Origin of the sequence: Hyphomonas oceanitis (assembly GCF_036964545.1) — a bacterium.
GTDB lineage: Bacteria > Pseudomonadota > Alphaproteobacteria > Caulobacterales > Hyphomonadaceae > Hyphomonas > Hyphomonas oceanitis.
In genome coordinates this window covers 685008-700510 of the sequence record NZ_JBALTL010000001.1, presented here as the reverse complement: position 1 = coordinate 700510, position 15503 = coordinate 685008, and the positions used below count along the sequence as shown (strand labels likewise).

The 15503-nt window shown below is 62.5% G+C and carries 14 protein-coding genes; 6 read left to right on the top strand and 8 right to left on the bottom strand.

Features of this window, described 5'->3' with window-relative positions; translation table 11 throughout:
* Positions 1-62: 62 nt before the first annotated feature.
* Both V7651_RS03485 and V7651_RS03480 read left to right on the top strand, forming a co-directional pair.
* Positions 63-716 carry a TetR/AcrR family transcriptional regulator gene (locus V7651_RS03485; protein ID WP_335612181.1) on the top strand — a complete coding sequence of 218 codons (654 nt, stop codon included), beginning with the start codon at positions 63-65 and terminating at the stop codon, positions 714-716.
* A gap of 87 nt (positions 717-803) precedes the next feature.
* Complete coding sequence (locus tag V7651_RS03480) at positions 804-1292, top strand: SRPBCC family protein (RefSeq protein ID WP_335612180.1); 489 nt, start codon at positions 804-806, stop codon at positions 1290-1292.
* Here V7651_RS03480 and V7651_RS03475 read toward each other — a convergent pair.
* Positions 1289-2125 carry a class I SAM-dependent methyltransferase gene (locus V7651_RS03475; RefSeq protein WP_335612179.1) on the bottom strand — a complete coding sequence of 279 codons (837 nt, stop codon included), beginning with the start codon at positions 2123-2125 and terminating at the stop codon, positions 1289-1291. The two genes, V7651_RS03480 and V7651_RS03475, sit on opposite strands and share 4 nt — an antisense overlap.
* A gap of 67 nt (positions 2126-2192) precedes the next feature.
* Positions 2193-3338: an NADH:flavin oxidoreductase gene (locus V7651_RS03470; protein WP_335612178.1), complete on the bottom strand. Its 1146-nt coding sequence runs from the start codon at positions 3336-3338 to the stop codon at positions 2193-2195.
* A gap of 149 nt (positions 3339-3487) precedes the next feature.
* Between V7651_RS03470 and V7651_RS03465 the strand changes: the two genes are divergently transcribed.
* Positions 3488-4558, top strand: a complete 1071-nt coding sequence (locus tag V7651_RS03465) for a hypothetical protein (protein WP_335612177.1) — start codon at positions 3488-3490, stop codon at positions 4556-4558.
* 89 nt (positions 4559-4647) lie between these two features.
* Positions 4648-5010: a hypothetical protein gene (locus tag V7651_RS03460; protein WP_335612176.1), complete on the top strand. Its 363-nt coding sequence runs from the start codon at positions 4648-4650 to the stop codon at positions 5008-5010.
* Between the two features lie 70 nt (positions 5011-5080).
* Here V7651_RS03460 and truA read toward each other — a convergent pair whose 3' ends face one another.
* The 6 genes from truA to V7651_RS03430 form a co-directional block, all read right to left on the bottom strand.
* Positions 5081-5818, bottom strand: coding sequence for a tRNA pseudouridine(38-40) synthase TruA (gene truA, locus V7651_RS03455; RefSeq protein WP_335612175.1), 738 nt, complete (start codon positions 5816-5818; stop codon positions 5081-5083).
* A gap of 2 nt (positions 5819-5820) precedes the next feature.
* Positions 5821-6312: a GNAT family N-acetyltransferase gene (locus V7651_RS03450; protein ID WP_335612174.1), complete on the bottom strand. Its 492-nt coding sequence runs from the start codon at positions 6310-6312 to the stop codon at positions 5821-5823.
* Positions 6312-7265, bottom strand: coding sequence for a methionyl-tRNA formyltransferase (gene fmt, locus V7651_RS03445; RefSeq protein ID WP_335612173.1), 954 nt, complete (start codon positions 7263-7265; stop codon positions 6312-6314). The genes V7651_RS03450 and fmt overlap by 1 nt, the downstream gene beginning before the upstream one ends.
* A 58-nt stretch (positions 7266-7323) precedes the next feature.
* Positions 7324-7854, bottom strand: a complete 531-nt coding sequence (def, locus tag V7651_RS03440) for a peptide deformylase (protein WP_335612172.1) — start codon at positions 7852-7854, stop codon at positions 7324-7326.
* Positions 7855-7899: 45 nt separating this feature from the next.
* Complete coding sequence (locus V7651_RS03435) at positions 7900-9231, bottom strand: DNA recombination protein RmuC (protein WP_335612171.1); 1332 nt, start codon at positions 9229-9231, stop codon at positions 7900-7902.
* Between the two features lie 79 nt (positions 9232-9310).
* Complete coding sequence (locus V7651_RS03430) at positions 9311-12859, bottom strand: peptidoglycan-binding protein (protein WP_335612170.1); 3549 nt, start codon at positions 12857-12859, stop codon at positions 9311-9313.
* Between the two features lie 225 nt (positions 12860-13084).
* Here V7651_RS03430 and V7651_RS03425 point away from each other — a divergent pair, with 225 nt between their 5' ends.
* Together V7651_RS03425 and V7651_RS03420 are read left to right on the top strand one after the other, a co-directional pair.
* Positions 13085-13564, top strand: a complete 480-nt coding sequence (locus V7651_RS03425; RefSeq protein ID WP_051614547.1) for a MerR family transcriptional regulator — start codon at positions 13085-13087, stop codon at positions 13562-13564.
* Between the two features lie 100 nt (positions 13565-13664).
* Positions 13665-15449, top strand: coding sequence for an acyl-CoA dehydrogenase C-terminal domain-containing protein (locus V7651_RS03420; RefSeq protein WP_335612169.1), 1785 nt, complete (start codon positions 13665-13667; stop codon positions 15447-15449).
* Positions 15450-15503 lie beyond the last annotated feature (54 nt).

The window sequence follows — 15503 nt, the reverse complement described above, 5'->3', positions numbered from 1 at the left end:
CTGACTAATATTATTTATATCCAAGGTTGACGTCCCCTGTGCTCCCCCGGTTAAGGTGTGTCATGGACACGCAGACAAAGACGCTTGAACCGGCCCAGCCCGAACGCCGCCGCCGCACCCGCCGGGGCGAGGAAACCCGCCGCGCGCTGATCACCGCCGCTGTCGATTGCCTCAGCCGCACGGGCTATGCCGCCACATCGGTGGAAACCGTCATGGCCGCTGCAGGTGTCAGCCGGGGCTCCGTGCTGAACCTCTTTCCCACGCGCCTCGCGCTCATGTCCGCCGCCGCCGATGCCGCCATGCGCGCCATGGTCGCCGACACGCAGGCGCGCTACGAATCGATCAGCGACGCAGCCGTCAAATACCGCGCCATGTGCGATCTCTTCTGGGACACGCAGAACATTCCGGAATCCGCCGCCATCACGGAAATCCTGCTCGCCGCCCGCTGGGATGACGCCCTCGCCGCCGAACTCAGGCCCATCGCCCAGCGCATCGAAATCGAGATCGACCGCGACATTGCGGCCATCGCGGCCGATGCCGGCGCAAAGGACGTGACCGCCTGCATCGTCCATGCCCGCATCCTGATCCTCAGCCTGCGCGGTATCACGATCGAGCTGATGTACGATCCCGCCCGCGATATCATCCACCGCGCGCTCGACCGTATCCGTGCCGAGCATCAGGCGCATTGCGACGAAATGGGCATTCCCGCCTGCTGACGCCACGGCATTGCCCCGGAGGCTTTGACAAGCGCGCCGCTCCACCAGCATAGTTTTCCCGACGCCAAGCAGGGGAGGGCATGACTTATGGCCAAGGCATTGAAACAGCACAAACCGGTCGCGGAGCATTATCTCGAAGGCGCCAAGGGCACCATCGCGCACAAGTTCCCGTTCCCGGCCAGCGCCGTCTGGGCCGCCCTGCTTGATGCCGAAGCCTGGACCGAATGGCTGCCCATCACCAAGGTCACCTGGACCAGCCCCAAGCCCTTCCGGGACGGCACGACCCGCACCGTCGAGATCGGCGACATGGTCATCGAGGAATATTTCTTCCTCTGGGAAGAAGGCCGCCGCATGGCCTTCCGCTTCGACAAGTCCAGCCTGCCCATCTCCGCCGGTGTCGAGGACTATGAAATCGTTGACGTGCTCGGCGGCTGCGAACTGCGCTGGACCGGCCGCGCCAGCGCCATGTTCCCCCTTAACATCCTCGTCAGCAAACAGCTCGCTGGCGGCATCAAGTCCGGCCTGCCCAAGCTCGAAGCCCTGATCGCCGGCAACAAGGCCCGCTTCGGCCTCTAGGCCCGCGCCGTGATCGTCCAGCAGGCCGCGTCAAAGCGCACACTGTCGCCGTCGACATAGCGGTTGAACGCCGCGCGCACCGCCGTGCTCAGCCGCTCGCGCGTCTCGGCATCTGCCTTGTTCAGCGCCACGCCCAGCGGCCCCATCTGCATGAGATAATTGCGCAACGCGGGCTCCGGCATTTCGCAGGCCACATCCACCGGCATCAGGCTCACATCCCGCCAGCCGGCCGCTTCCAGAATGCCGCGCACATGGGCCGCGTCGGCAAAGGCGAACTGACCCGGCCCTTCGGCCTTGCGCACCGGAAAATCGGGGATCAGCTTCACCGCCGCCCGCTCCGCCGTCGTCATGAACGGATTCTCGTCGGCGCTGCGCCACGCAATCACGTTCAGCCGTCCGCCTGCCGTCGCCGCCCGGCGCAAATTGGCAAAGGCCGCCACCGGGTCGCGGAAGAACATCACGCCAAAGCGCGACACGATCATCTCGATGCTCGCATCGGCAAAGCCATGGTCCTGCGCGTCGGCGCACAGGAATTGCGCCGTCGATCCGGCCGCTGCCGCCTTGGCCACAGCGGCGGCAATCATCGGCTCGGATATGTCCACGCCCGCGCACTCGGCGTCCGGTGCGGCCTCCGCCACGGCCAGCGTCGTCGCCCCCGTGCCACAGCCGACGTCCAGCACACGGCCCCGGCAACCCCCTGCCGCTTCGGCCAGCATCGCCTCGAAGGGCCGGAACATCGCGTCCAGCATGTCCTGACCGCGCACCCAGGCTTCGCCCGCCGCGTCGTTCCACAATGTCTTCTGGTCCACGGCTGCAGGGCTCGCGTCGCTCATTGGTCTCTCCTCGGGTTGCCCCGCTTAACGCACCAACAGGGTCGCCAGTTCAAGCGCTCAGCCCGTGTCAGCTGACGGTCTCTGCCGCCAGCGTCACCTCAAGCCCGTCATAGGCGCTTGTATCGTCGCCGTCCTTGGCGACATAATTCGGCCAGGCGCGCATATAATCGACAAACCGCGTGCTCAGGCCCTGTGCGTTCAGCCAGGCTTCCGGCACGGGCAAAGGCGGCGACGTATAGGCCGCGTCCCGGCGCACACGCTCGGGGAAGTCGTGCCGCAGGATCGCCCCGCGCCCGATCACCACGAAATCGCATCCCGCGTCCAGCACGCTCACCGCCGTCTCCGCATCCATGATCTTGCCTGCCGCGCCAAGGCGTATCCGGCCCCGGTCCAGCGCGGTGAACAGCGACACCAGCGTCTGGCCCTTGAAGGCCTCATCCGAAGGCTCCTTGTTCACGTCCCAGGCCGACAGGTCGAAGAAGTCGATCACCTGCTCGGCAAACACGCGCCTGGTCACGGTCAACATCTCGTCCAGCTCAAGGCCGAACCGCTCCGCCGAAAGGCGCAGGCCCAGCTGGAAGTCAGGCCCCGTCGCGGCGCGAATGCCATTCACAATCTCGAACAGCAGGCGTGCCCGGTTCTCCAGGCTGCCGCCATAGGCATCCTCGCGCTTGTTGATCTCCGCCGACAGGAATTGCGCGATGATATAGCCATGCGCCCCGTGCACTTCCACGCCGTCAAACCCGGCCTTTTTCGCGCGCACGGCCGCCGCAATGAAATCATCGCGCAGCTGTTCCACTTCGGCCAGCGTCAGGCCCCGCACGCCCTTGTCCGCCTCGTCCGACGGGCCAACCGGCACGCCGACCAGATCAGCCGGCGAACGGTCGCCCGCATGGTGCAGCTGCAGCGACGAGACCGCACCCTTCGCCTTCAGCCCGGCGGCCAGCCGTGTCAGGCCCTCAATATGCTCGTCGCCAAACGCACCGATCTGGCCGGGAAAGCCCTGTCCCACAGCCTGCACATGCGCCGCCGCCGTCATCACCAGCCCAAAGCCGCCTTCCGCCCGTAGGGTCAGCCAGTGGTATTCCTCATCCGACAGCGTACCGTCCGGATGGCTCTGCGTATTGGTCAGCGGCGCCAGCATGAACCGGTTCTTCCACGCGGGCCCATGGGCAAGCGTCATTTTTTCAAACAGGGGAGCGGTCGTTGTCATGGTGGGCCTCGTGGCTGGTCTGATCATTCGCAAAAAGGCGCACACAATAGCCGCGCCGACCCACGCAAGATGGGCCCGCGCCCGCCAATGGCAACATATCGTGTTGGTTTAGCGGGGCTAAACTTGCGCCGCATACATGAGCGCAGCGAATGAAGTTTTATGGTATTAAGCGACTAACTTGGGAAAATATTGCTGATCCATTGTATATCTTCATAGATGAGTCGGGCACTTTCAGCGGGATTGGAAATCCCGAGCCATCCGTATCTACTTTGGGTGCGCTGATAATTTGTTCTTACAAGATGCCCAAGCTCTATAAAGCGTATGGGAAACTTCGCGAAACACTGCCGAAGAAGGGGGGCGAAGTTAAGGGCAGCCTCCTGAATGAAGAGCAATGCTCTGCCGTGCTCGCCATGCTTCGTCAGCATGAAGCCATATTTTGCTCATCTATGATCGACATGGCCGACCATAGTTTGGCTGACGTAGAACGGCACAGGACAAGTGGAATTGCGGCTTTGGCGCGCAACTTGACGAACGGCCATACGCCAGAGCTACGCGCCAATGTCAGTAGTCTTCAAATGAGGATGAAGAATTTCCCCCCTCAACTCTATGCGCAAATGATCGTTACTATTGATCTTCTCCATCGTGTGATGGAGGAAATGATAGGATATCATTCCCAGCGCAATCCAAAGGAACTATCAAGTTTTCATTGGGTGATTGATGCTAAGCAAAAAGGATTGATAAGCGACTGGGAAGACTGGTGGTCAAACATGATTGTTGTTTGGCTTCAGGCCGTATCAATTAAGCGACCCGGCATGTTGCTTAAGGTTGGTGATTATCGCCACTTCGAGCGATTTTTTATGAATGAAGTTCCGGAGTATTTGTCAGAGGTGGTTCCTCCTGCGAGCGATAAGCGGGCGACGGGAGTTGATCTACAGAAGATGTTTCGAGAGCATTTTACATTTTCAAGTGAAGCGCTTCCCGGCCTTGAACTAGTCGATATCGCAACGAACTGTTTGAGGAGAGCCTTGGTTGGAAATCTTGAGGAAAGAGGATGGCTGGGCTTACGCAGTTTAATGATCAACCGTTCGGATTGCACAGTTCGTCCCGTTGCTCTCCATTTCGACGATAGAACGGTCTCGAAAAGATATTCCAGAGTTCTACAGGTACTCAGCGAAGGGGAGCGTTCCATGTTCACAAGGCACTCATCGGAAAGGGGGTAGAGCGCTTCATTGAAGCAATTCTCATTTCCATTTGTAGGAATTCCCCCCACTTTTCCCCACCCCCTCCCACTGCGCGTATACTGCGCGTCATGCACCCGGCTCACGCTCATCTTTATGCGCACGTCCATGTCGTCTTCTGGCCATGGCTGTGGCTGCAATTGTGGAACCTGAACCGCTGGATGAAGGAGAGCGGGCAGGGCCTGCTCATCTCCGTGGACCGCTGCGGCACGATTTATGTGGATGCCATATCCGACGCGCCGGGGCAGGGGCCGCGCAGCACCATCGCGCCCGTCTCGCCGCGTCTGGCGGCAGCGCTTTCGACCGAACTTCCAGAAACGCCGTATCCCCGGCGAAAGCTGCGCAGGGATCAGCAATCGCACCGCGATTGCCCCGTAGCAGGCCCAAGCGCAAGCGCCGGCCTGGGTCGAACACTGCCCCTGCCGGACACCTGACCCGAAATCCAGTCCCCGAAAACCAGACCCCGCCCCCCCAAGCGCCCTCACAGGCGCCGCACGTGCAGCCTCAGTCGTAGTCCACTTTTTCCAGGAACAGCCCGTCCGGCGGTGAGACCGGCCCACAGGCCGTGCGGTCTGCCGCTTCCAGTATCTGCGTCAGCCAGCGTGCGTCGCGCTTGCCGCGCCCCACTTCCACCAGCGAGCCGACCATCGAGCGCACCTGCCGGTGCAGGAAGCTCTGCGCCGACAACGTACATTCGATACGGTCGCCATAGCGGGCGACATCAAACTTATCGAGCGTCTTGACCGGGCTCTTTGCCTGGCATTCCACATCGCGGAACGTGGTGAAATCATGCGTGCCGAGCAGCACCTGCGCCGCTTCGTGCATTTTCCGTGCATCCAGTTTCGGCGAAATGCGCCATGCGAGGCCGTTCTCCACCGTCAGGTTGGCCCGCCGGTTGATGATGACAAAGCGATAGTGGCGCGCCTTTGCGCTGAACCGCGCGTGGAAATCCTCGTCCACCCTTTCCGCCTTCAGAACGGCAATCGGGTGGGGCCGCAAATGCGCGTTCAGCGCGTCGGCCACCTTGCCGGGGCGGTCAATCGCAAAGTCGCAATGCGCTACCTGTCCCATCGCGTGCACGCCGCTATCGGTGCGCCCCGCGCCATAAATCTCGACAGGCCCGCCATCCAGCGCGGCGGCGGCCTCTTCAAGCGCGCCCTGAACCGTCGGCTTGCCGGGCAGCCGCATCCAGCCCTGATAAGGCCCGCCATGATATTCGATGAGAAGCTTGTAACGCGCCATGCTCAACCTGCCTCGAACGCTGCGGGATAGGTCAGCGTGCCGGAAGCCGGCGCCGCATCGCTCAGCGCCCGCGTCATGAAGGCCGGCCCGTTCCATGGCGCCACGAAATTGCACGCCATCTCGGCGGAAAACCCGAAGCGCGGATAATAATCCGGGTGCCCCAGAACGAACACGCGCGTTTCGCCTGCGCCTTCCAGCGCCAGCAGGCCCGTGCGCACCAGCCCACTCCCCACGCCCTGCCTCTGCCGCGCGGGCAGAACAGACATCGGCCCAAGGCCAACAGCCACAGGCGCGCCGTCAATCTGGATGCGGAAGAACTGCACATGCCCCACGATCTGGCTGTCATCATGCGCAATCAGCGACAGCACGCTGTCGCCATCGCGCTTCAGCCTGCGCACGATCTTGCCCTCGGCCGATTGGCCGAACGCCGCCGTGTTCAGCGCCGCGATCGCGTCAATCTCGTCATCATGCGCCGGGCGGATCCACACGCTCATCAGCTCAGCACCGTGCCGGGCGCGATCGGCGTGCCGTTCAGGAACACGGCCGCCGTCATCGGGCCCTTGCCCGGCCGCTGCAGCTGGCTGATCCGCACCGCTCCGCCATCGCCGCAGGCCACCAACAGCCGGTCGTCCAGCACCGTGCCCGGCGCCGCCCCGCCGGACGCGCCGGTCGCTTCGCTCATCAGCAGTTTCAGCCGCACAGGCTCTGCCTCGCCTTCCGGCGCCCAATGGCAGATGGCACCGGGGAAGGGGGAAAGGCCACGTATCTGGCAGTCCACCTCCGCAGCCGGTTTTGACCAGTCAATCGGTTGGTCCGCCGCCGTCAGCTTGCTCGCATACGTGTCGCCGCCCTCCGGCTGCGCCACAGGCACCAGCGATCCATCCGCCAGCCCGGCCAGCGCGCGTGGCGCCAGTTCGGCGGCCAGCTCCGCCAGCCGGTCGTGCAGCGTCCCTGCCGTTGTCGCTGGCGTGATCGGCGTGCGGGCGGAGGCCAGCACGGGCCCGGTATCGAGCCCGGCATCCATCAGCATCGCATCAATGCCCGTCTCCGTGTCACCCGCCATGATCGCCCGCTGGATCGGCGCGGCGCCCCGCCAGCGCGGCAGGATCGAGGCATGGATGTTGAGACAGCCAAGCCGCGGCGCATCCAGAATGGCCTGCGGCAGGATCAGGCCATAGGCGACCACAACAGCGGCATCCAGGTTGAGGGCCGCGAAGGCCTCCTGCTCCGGCGCCTTCTTCAGGCTCTTCGGTGTGCGCACTTCAAGGCCATGTTCTTCCGCCCAGGCCTGCACCGGCGTCGGCGTCAGCTTCTTGCCCCGGCCCGATGGGCGCGGCGGCTGGGAATAGACGCACGCGATCTCATGGCCCGCAGCGACCAGCGCGGCGAGCACATCAACGGCAATCTGGGGGCTGCCCATGAAGGCAAGGCGAAGGGGCTGGGTCATGGTGCGGGGGTCTAGCGCGCCCGGCGCAGGCAATAAAGGGAAGAATGGCCCCGAAGGCTCAGGCGGCGTCTTCGCGCAGGCTGCGCAGCTTGGCCTTCTTCACCTTGTCGACGGCCCGCTGGCGCTTCAGGCGCGAGAGATAGTCGATGAACAGTGTGCCCTCGAGATGGTCCATCTCGTGCTGGATGCAGACCGCATAGAGGTCTTCGGCCCATTCCTCGATCTGGTTGCCATTATAGTCGAGATAGCTGATCCGGCAGCGCTCGGGGCGTTCTACCTGGTCGAAAATGTCCGGCACGGAGAGGCAACCCTCTTCATAGGGCTGGGTCTCTTCGACGGTTTCGAGGATTTCCGGGTTCACGAAATAGCGCGGCTTCGGCTCTTCGTCCTCACGGGCCAGGTCCATGACGATCACGCGCAGCGGCACGCCAATCTGGATTGCGGCCAGGCCAATGCCCGGCGCGTCATACATGGTTTCCAGCATGTCATCCATCAGCGCGCGAATCTCGTCGGTAACGCCGCCTTCAACGGGTTTTGACACCTCCTTGAGGCGCGGGTCGGGTACGGTGAGGATCTCGCGAATAGCCATGACAGTCAGATATGTAGGGTAGGGCGTTTGGTCAACTGCCCGGTTTCATTCCGCCGGAAGGGCCTTTTTCTTTGCCCCGAAGTCCAGCTCGCCCATCGGTTCGGGCGTATTGGCCCGGTTTTCGATCTGCTTGGGCTCGGCCAGCGGCTTGTTCGGCGGGGCGATTTCCATGTCCTCGAACTTGCGCAGTGTCGGCAGCACACGCTTGTCGAACGATCCCATGGCCGAATTGAAATGGTCGACCGAGCCATTCAGCGTCTTGCCGAGCTTCTCGATATGACCAAGCATCACGCCCATCCGTCCATAGAGTTCGGCGCCAAGCTCGGCTGCCGCCATCGCATTCTCGTTCTGGTGATGCTGGCGCCAGAGATGCGCAACGGTCTTGGCGAGGGCGATCAATGTTGTCGGCGTGGTGACAATCACCTGTTTGGACATTGCCCGTTCGATCAGGTCCGGCGCTTCCTGCAGCGCGGCGGCGAAGAAGTTCTCTCCCGGAATGAACATGGCGATGTAATCGAACCGGTTGCCGAGGTTTGATTGATAGTCCTTCGAGGCCAGCGTGTTGACGTGGCGCTGAACGCTAGTCGCATGGGCCTTCAGGTGGACGATCTTCTGGGCCGGATCTTCGGCTTCCACGGCGGCCATATAGGAGGCGAGCGACACCTTGGAATCGATCACGATCTGGCGGTCGCCCGGCAGGCGTATGATCGCATCCGGCCTCTGGCGGCCTTCCTCGGTTTCGTCATGCACCTGCTCGCTGAAGTCGCAATGGGCCGAGAGGCCTGCCTGCTCCATCACGTTGCGCAGGGTCATCTCGCCCCAGCGTCCGCCGCCTTTTGGCGCGGTCAGCGCGTTGACCAGCTTGCCGGTCTCGGCGGTGTTGCGCAGCAGGCTCTCGCTAATGGATTTCACCTGTTCCGACAGGAGCGACTTGTCCTCGGTACGCACTTTCTCAAGGTCGTCGACGCGCTTCTTGAAGGCATCGAAATTCTCGCCGATGGGCTTCATCAGCTCTTTCAGCTCGCCCTGCGCGCCTTCCCGGTGGCGTTTGAACGTCTCGTCGGCCCGCTCAAGGAATGCGGTGTTCGCGCGTTGCAGCACGCCCTGTGCCAGCTGGGCAAACTTGGTTTCTTCCTCTGCACTGCGGGCGCGCGCTTCGGCGAGGGCAAGCTCGGCCTGCCGGGCGACTTCCTGCTGCGTACGCAGGGCCTGCTTCGTATCAGCGAGGTCTTCTTCAGCCCGCTTCAGGTCGCGGCGGATAAGCGCGGTAGTGCCTCGCAGCGCCCACGCGAAACCGCCCAGGCCAATAGCGGCCAGCAGGAGGAATACATGGACGGCATCAAGGCCGATCGAGCCAATGGTGATAAGAGGTGTCATTCAGATATCCTGCCACGATTCTCATGGAACATATCTAGAACGCATGCGGCTGTCACGCCTCATCCGCAACCCATGAGGCTCAGCCGTTGGCGGCTTCGCCAGCGCGGGCATTCAGGCTGTCGATCAGGTCGCCGGTAATCGTGCCGGTGACGGGCAGGCCGTTCGCCGCTTCATAGGTGCGGATTGCCTGCGCCGTGGACCCGCCGACGACGCCGTCCGGCGTACCAATCTGATAGCCGAGCGCGGAGAGCGCCACCTGCACGCCCTGCACCTGCAGCGGGTTGCCCGTGTTCCATGGCTGGGCGCCGAAGCGGCCATTGCTGATCGCATTGTCGCGTGAGGCTTCCCATGCAACGGCGCGATTGTGGGCCTGCTCGGCGGCTTCCGGAGAAACGCGCGCCTTCAGCTCCTTGACCTTTGCCGGTGCGCCCGGATCACCGCTCTTTGCAGCCACTTCAAACCAGAAGAGGGCTTCGGTCAGGTTCGGGCTGATGCCGAGACCCTGCTCATAGAGAATGCCGAGATTGTATTGGCTGTCGACAATGCCGAACTCGGCCGCCTTGCGGAACCACTCGACGGCGCCGGCATAGCTCTGCGTGCCGCCCTCGCCCTCGGCAAAATAGACGGCCAGGTCGTGCATTGCTTTCACGTTGCCGCCTTCGGCTGCCTTCTGGGTCCAGTCGCGGGCGAGGAACAGATCCTTCGGAACGCCCATGCCCTTTTCGTGCAGCTTGGCGAGGCCATATTGGGCAATCGGAAGCCCCTTGGTGGCCGACTTGCGCATCATCGACGCACCAGCGGCGTAATCGCCGGCAGCGATACGGTCCTGCGCCAGCTGGTACTGGGCGATATGATTGCCTGACGCCGCTGCGCTCTCGACCGAGACGAAAGGTGAGATGGCCGGGAAGCTGGCGGTTGCAGCGACCACTTTGGCGGGCGGTTTGGGCTCCGGCGCGGGTGCCGCAGCCGGGGCAGGCGTTTGCGCAGCCTTGGTCATGACCACTGCCGCTTCCACAGGGTTGGGAGCTGGTGCAGGGGCGGCGAGTTCAGCCTCAGCGTCTTCAGCATCAAACAGGTCAGCATCGGTTGCGCCTGCCGGCAGGACGTCCGGCATAGGTGCGTTGTCCGCCGTCGCCTCTGCCAGTGCAGCCGCCTCAGAGGCGGCCTCGACAGCCGACACAGGCGCTTCAACGATTTCGGGCGCACCCGGATCAACATAAGTGTCGACCGATGCAGCAACGACGGGCGCAGCCTGCTTGCCGCGAATATAGAGATAGCCGCCCACGGCAGCGCCAGTGATCACGACGGCAGATGCCGCCGCATAGAGTGGCAGCTTGCTGGAGCCTTGCGTGCGGTAGCCGGGCATGTCCGTGCTGCGCCGGTCGCGGCGATGCGCGGCGGTTGCAGGGCTGCCGGCCGCGCTGATCGCTGCGCGCCGGGCGCGGGCGATATAGTCGCTCGTGTCGTCTTCGCGGATGGCGAGCGGCGCCTCTTCGTCTGCCAGCATTTCATCCTGTGCAGGGGCAGGCGCGATGGTCGGCAGGAGGGCTTCGAGAAAGTCATCATCTTCGTCATCATCAGTGTCAAAGATGTCGGAGGCGCGGGCCTCGGTGTGGCTGTCATGCACGCCATCAATGCCGTCCAGCTCGGACAGTGGATCGAAATAGGCTTCCGGCCCCATCTCGGCCTTTGTGAGGGGCGCAGCATCATGCGGTGCGCCCGTGCTGGTGGCGTCGGACTTGCGGGCGGTTTCCAGGGCCTCATTCCATCCCTGGATACCGGCTTCGAAAAACTCGTCGTCATCGTCATCGTCGTCTTCGGCATAGGCGTCGGACATGTCGCCAAAGACATCTGAAGTGTCTGCTTTCAGGCCATCGTCTTCGCCAGCGAAGAAGTCCTCATCGACGATTTCATCTTCCGCATCCGGCAGGCCGGGCATGAAGGTGGCGGCTGCCTGAGTGTGCGGCGGAACATGCGCAGTGACGGGCGGCGTAGAGAAGTCAGGGGCGTCAGGCAGTGTGTCAGCGCCGCCGGGATCGGCATAGGGCGGGGACGTGAATTCCTCGAGGCTTTCAAGCCGCGTCGCCAGCGATGCAATCGCGCGCTGCACAGGCGACAGGGCAGAGGTCGACTGGCTCTGCATCTGCTCGAGACGCTCGGACACATTGGACAGGGCATCCGACAGGCGCGCATCGGTGCGCTTGCGGTTCTCTTCCATATGCGTGGCGATCGCCTTGACCGCGTCGTCCTGGCGCTTCTGCAAGCGTGAGGCGACCGTGGCGACCTGTTCGCCGATCTGCTCGATGGCGTCTGCGCTACGGGTTTCGCTTTCGGTCACGCGCTCGTCGACGCGTTCTGCCAGCGTATCGATCCGGGCGCTGACCGTCTCGCCGAGGCGTTCGAACTGGGCGCGCATGGCTTCGGTGGCAGCCGTGTCGTCGCGGGCTTCAACTTCGCGGATGCGTTCGTCGAAGCTGGACGACATGCGGTTGACCTGGCTCGACACGGTTTCCATCGCGCGCGTCTGGCGCTCTTCGGTGGCGGCGAGGCGCTTCTGGACATCGCCCAGCTCGGATTTGATTGTGGTGACGGCCGTGCCGTCATACCCCTCGGCGGCGCGGGAAATTTCATCGGCCAGCTCAAGGCGGGCCTGATCCACCGTTTCCCGGACCGATTTCGTCAGATCCTCGAACTTGGCTTCGAATTCGGCGCGCAGGCGGTCCGCCAGTTCCGGGTCCGAGGCCTGAGCAACTGCCTCTATACGGCTGTCGAGGCTTGTGAACGTGGATTCCAGGCTCTTCAGCGCCGCATCCGTAGTTGTCTCGGCGCGGTTCAGCCGGTCCTGGATGCGCAGCAGCGTGCCTTCCATGGATTCCAGCGCGCCGGAGACGTCGGCCTCGACGGCTGACAGGCGCTCGGCCACTTCCGTGGCGGCGCCCTTGGACTGTTTCTCTGCGTCCTGGACGGCCTTCTCGACACGGGCAGCCGCCTCGGAAAGGGTCGACTGGACTTTCGTCTCCATGCCTTCGACGCGGTCATTGAGGTCAGCGAAACCGGATTCGACACGGCCCTTGATGGCCTGCGTGTCGTTCTGCGTCATTTCGCTTTCTTCGTAGACATGCGTGGCCAGCTTGCCGAGCGCGTCCTCCAGCGATTTCAGGGCGTCCAGGTTCTGCTGGGCAGAGTCATCTTCTTCCAGCCGGCGCACTTTGGATTGCAGCGCTTCATGCGTGCCACGAATTTCGTCGATCAGGTTTTCGACATGACCGATAACTGCGTTGCTGTTGCCTTCAGCCTGTTCCAGCTTGGCGACGAGGCCGAGCACGGTGTGGTCCATGCCTGTGATGGCAAGCGTCGAGCGCGCTTCGGCGGCTTCGATACGCCGGGTCAGTCGGTCCAGGGTCGATGAGGCGGTCGATGGCTGCGGCGGGGGCGCCATCTCGGAATGATTGCGGCCTTGCGGACGGTAGAGCGAGGAGATCTCGTTCGGCAGGTCGTAATCGTCAGACATCAAAAGGCGGTTGAGGTATTCGCCAAGCGTGAGACCTTCCGCACTGGCGGCTTCTCGCGCCGCATCGCGCGCGCGTTGGTCAATGCCTTTGACACTCCAGGGGCCTGTCTGGTTCATCCCCGATACTCCCTCACCCGGCCTTGGAAGTTAACTTTAGAGGCCGATTCGTTCACACTCGTTTACCGTGATGACAGGCTTGGTCTTAAAGCGAGGTTAAAGGTAAATATTTACCTGCTATTTGGTAAGGGATGGCCGTTTTCGTTTACCAAGGGGCAAGTTTCCCTGTACGTTCGCGTAAAGTTGACGTTGACGTTCGCGTAACCCGTGGTCTAAGCTGACCAAATGCATCACAAGACATCACACATTTCCGCCGCCGATAGCCGCACCTTCACGATTTCCGAGCTTGCCCGGGAATATGGTGTGACGCCACGTGCCCTTCGCTTCTATGAAGACAAGGACATGTTGCACCCGGCGCGCGATGGCATGACCCGTGTCTATTCGAACCGGGACCGTGCTCGCCTCACGATTATCGTGCGCCTCAAGCGTCTCGGCCTGCCATTGGCCGATATTCGTGAAATCCTTGATCTTTACGTGCTGGACGACGGCGAACGGGCTCAGAAGTACATGATGCTCGACAAGTTCCGGAAGCAGGTCAAAGAGCTGGAAGTCCAGCGCGAAGACATCGACACGGCATTGACCGAACTGCGCAAGGGTATCCTCTGGCTTGAGGACCTCATCCAGAAGGTCGGCCCGAACGAAGAAGGCAAGCGACAGGTCGCGGCCTATGAAGCGGTCGCCCGTCGCCAACTCGACGAAGTCTGATCCACCTCCTTATCCGAGGTTCTGGCAACTGGAACGACCTTTCTAGACGATTGCTCTAGATTGATCGCCAGTTGCCATTTTTGTTTACAAGGAAGCTCACATGCCACGTTACGACGCCCCTGTCCGCGACATGCAATTCATTCTTCATGAAGTGCTCGAGCTTCAGAATTATTCCAACCTGCCCGGCTTTGAGGACGCGACACCCGACCTGATCGACGCGATCCTGGAAGAGGGTGGCAAGTTCGCCAAGGAAGTCTTGTTCCCGCTGAATCATGTCGGCGACGTGCAGGGCTGCAAGCGCAATGACGACTCCAGCGTCAAGACGCCGGACGGCTTTCCCGAAGCGTTCAAGCTGCTGGTTGAGAATGGCTGGCCGCTGCTGACCAAGGACACCGCCATGGGTGGTCAGGGTCTGCCGCAGGTCGTCGGTCTGGCATGGGGCGAGATGATTTCCTCCGCCAACATGGCCTTCGGCATGTATCCCGGCCTCACCGGCGGCGCCTATGAGGCGCTGATGGCGGGCGGTTCGGAAGAGCAGAAGCAGAAATACGGGCCGAAAATGGCCTCTGCCGAATGGGCCGGCACGATGAACCTGACCGAGCCGCAGTGCGGCACGGATCTCGGCCTGATCAAGACAAAAGCCGCGCCGCAGGCCGATGGCAGCTACAAGATTACAGGCCAGAAGATCTGGATTTCCGGCGGCGAGCAGGACCTCACCGAAAACATCATTCACCTTGTGCTTGCCCGGATCGACGGCGCGCCCGAAGGCATCAAGGGCATCTCGCTCTTCGTTGTGCCCAAATATATCGTCAAGGACGACGGCTCGCTCGGCGAGCGCAACGCCTGTTCCTGCGGCGGCCTTGAAGAGAAGATGGGCATCCACGGCAACGCCACCTGCGTCATGAACTATGACGGCGCGACCGGCTGGCTCGTCGGTGAGGAACACAAGGGCATGCGCACCATGTTCGTCATGATGAACGAGGCGCGCCTCGGCGTCGGCCTGCAGGGCCTTTCGCAAGCCGAGATTGCCTACCAGAATGCCGTCGATTTCGCCAAGGACCGCGTTCAGGGTCGTTCGCTCAATGGTGCCAAGGCGCCGGAGAAGGTGGCCGATCCGATCATCGTGCACCCCGACGTGCGCCGCATGCTGCTCGACCAGAAGGTCTTTATCGAGGGCGCCCGCGCCTTTGCCTACTGGACCGCCTTCCAGGGCGACCTGCAGCACAAGTCCAATGACGAGAAAGTGCGCGAGCGGGCAGGGGACTATATGGCCCTGCTGACGCCAGTGGTTAAAGCCTACCTGACCCACAAGGGGTTCGAGAGCGCCAATATCGGCTTGCAGGTGCATGGCGGTTCGGGCTTCACCCGCGAGTGGGGCCTTGAGCAATATGTCCGCGATTGCCGCATCACGATGATTTATGAAGGCACCAACGGCATCCAGGCGCTCGACCTTGTCGGCCGCAAGCTTGCCAGTAATGGCGGCCGGGCCGTGTTCAGCTTCTTCGCCGAACTCGACGATTTCATCGGTACGGCGGGCGACGATGCCGAGCTGAAGCCCTTCATCGAAGGCCTGTCGACCGCGCGGGCCCAGTTGCAGGAAGGCACGACCTGGCTGATGCAGAACGGCATGTCGGATTTCAACAATGCCGGCGCGTCCAGCCATGATTACCTCCACCTCTTCGGCATCACCGCGCTGGCCTATATGTGGGCGCGCATGGCCAAGGTGGCGATCGAGAAGAAGGCGGATGGCGAGCCTTTCTATGACGAGAAGCTGCTGACGGGCCAATATTTCCTCGACCGCATGCTGCCGGATGCCGCCGCGCATCTGGCCAAGGTGAAAACGGGTGCCAAGTCGATGATGGCACTGTCGGCCGACCAGTTCTGATCCAGACGGGGTGTGCGCATTCGCGCGCACATCCCTGACGCAGCGTGACCACTG